Source organism: Endozoicomonas sp. SESOKO3 (genome assembly GCF_024606255.1).
The window spans coordinates 1-2140 of record NZ_JAHHPR010000645.1 but is presented as its reverse complement, the minus strand read 5'-3'; the positions used below and the strand labels follow the sequence as shown (position 1 = coordinate 2140).

The 2140-nt window shown below is 47.0% G+C and carries 1 protein-coding gene; it reads right to left on the bottom strand.

The annotated features are described in order from the left end of the window. On the bottom strand, positions 1–1734 hold a 1734-nt coding region (locus KDK18_RS11355), incomplete at its 3' end, for a hypothetical protein (RefSeq protein ID WP_257255017.1). Between the last annotated feature and the right edge of the window lie 406 nt (positions 1735–2140).

The window sequence follows — 2140 nt, the reverse complement described above, 5'->3', positions numbered from 1 at the left end:
ATAGTAATGTCTTCCCTTATAAGCTACATCGTAGTAACGCTCAATAAACAGTGAGTCGCGATCATCAGCTGTTGCTGACAGTTGTTCGAGTAGTTTTTTTTGCATGCCCGGAGTGATAACCCGGAGCACCTGTGCAGAATATTCAACCGGCAACCCGTTCTGATCTATTAACCTCATTAATTCCAGTGTTTGCTGCTCATCCCTTAAGGCGTCAGGGTGGTGCTCAAAATAGTTGACAACAGGTTGAAGTAACTGTGTTGCACAGGGCAAGGGTTTGTGACGCAGTTGTGTGACATATGCATGCTCGGCAGGGCGCAAGTTGACTGCTTTAAAAGTAGCGGGTGGCAGGGATTTAAAGAGTTGCAGAAACTCAGCAAACCAGTTGACATTCAAGGGGAATGTTCCGCCTAAATGCTCCTGCATACAATCAATGAGATGTTCAGGAACGGTTAGCTTGATCAGTGCGCTGCGGCGGGCTCTGGCCAGCTGACTGTCTTCCGCTTTGGACATGGCCACTGCCGCTAGTGGCTGGCAGTTATGACGGTATAAAAGCAAGAGTGGTGTTGCGCCGCTGTTGTCTCTTTGGTTGGCCAGAGTCCTGGCGGGCAGATATTGAAACAACTGGTCATAGCGGGAAGGATAAGCATTCAGATGGGAAAAGTTGCGTAGACTGCCGCGGGAGTTCATGCCCGGAATGGCTGTCGCCATAAGGTGCAGAATATTACTGCCGTTATGAAACGTCTGGTTAAGAATATTGGCTGAAGAGGCTGGCAGCAAACGTTTAAACAGTTCCAACTGGCCCAATATAAAGGCACACACCAGCAGCTGTTCCCGCTCTTTATCATCCAGCTTTTCCACTTCTTCCAGAATCAGTTTTTCATGCCTTTGGGCATTCACTTCCAGCAAACAAAGCTGCAATGTAAAAATCTCTGAAGCCATTGCGGTGGTGATACTCTGGCAGAAATCCTGTGACGTTTGAGGTTTGCCATGCCTGACGTCTGGCGATTCGAAAATAGCTTTTATCAGATAAGGTGCTGCACCATTCGAAAGTTGTAGAGATTGATTGAGATCCTTTTGAGAAAAGTAATATCTTTTCAGGAGACCCACAAGCTCTCGGGCAGCTTTCTGTAGCTGCCAGCGGGGCAGGTATTTCTCCAATATTTCCATAAAGCCCGGATCAGGCTTAAACATAATTGTTGCGGCAAGATTGCCAAGAATGTTCAGCACTGCTTCATGACGTGTGTTATCCAGGAATTGTTTAAATAATTGGGGAGGTATCATTACCTTGGATTCGATCGGCTCGCCCTCAAGTCCCAGTCCTAAATCAGCCAGCGTTTGCAGAACGGAAATATTTTCAGGCAGGCAAGGATTCTCGACGAGGTAGCTGATCAGCTTTTGCAAAGACGGCAGATGGAATTTTACATCCTTTGCGACGAGATTCTGACTCATTCTATTAAGATCAAGACGGGCATTTTTTACCTGTTCTCGCAGCAATTTATGGTCATATGGAATATCAATATGACCTAATGCATTCTCAACACGAGATATCCATTCACGACGCTGGTCGGCAGTGGTAGTGATGTGTCGCCGGTGTACAGAGCGAGCAGAGGGCGCATCCGATCGAGCTGTCTGGTTACTCAAGCCGGAAGTGGAAGCAGGGGTGGAAAAATCTGTTTCCGGAGCGGTCCGACTGGACAGGTTTAAGGGAGTATTGCAGGGCATCCGTGGCAGCATAATTAATTCCATTAATAACTAGTTTTCTGAAGTTTCCAAATCAATAGACCAGCAAAGGTTGATTTGGTTCAAAATTACCCGGAAAACATCACCAGCGGTGTGAACTTTGTTGACACCAGCCTCAAGATGTCTGTGTACGTGAGAGGGTTGTTTTTTTGCTGCACGTTAAGCAGGTTCAGGGCTCAGAGGGTGGGTGTACTGATCTGCGCCGACCATAAAAATGCCATTATCAGGATATCCTTCAAATCAGTGGTTGCCGACGGGCAAGCCACTGGATTTTGTTGGTAGGTGGCGTGTTAGTTGTTGGGCAGTCTGGACAGTATGAGCTTTAAGGTTTCTTTGATTTCCACATTGTCAGCTTTCAACTCTGCGTTGTCAGCTTTCAACTCTGCGTTGTCAGCTTTCA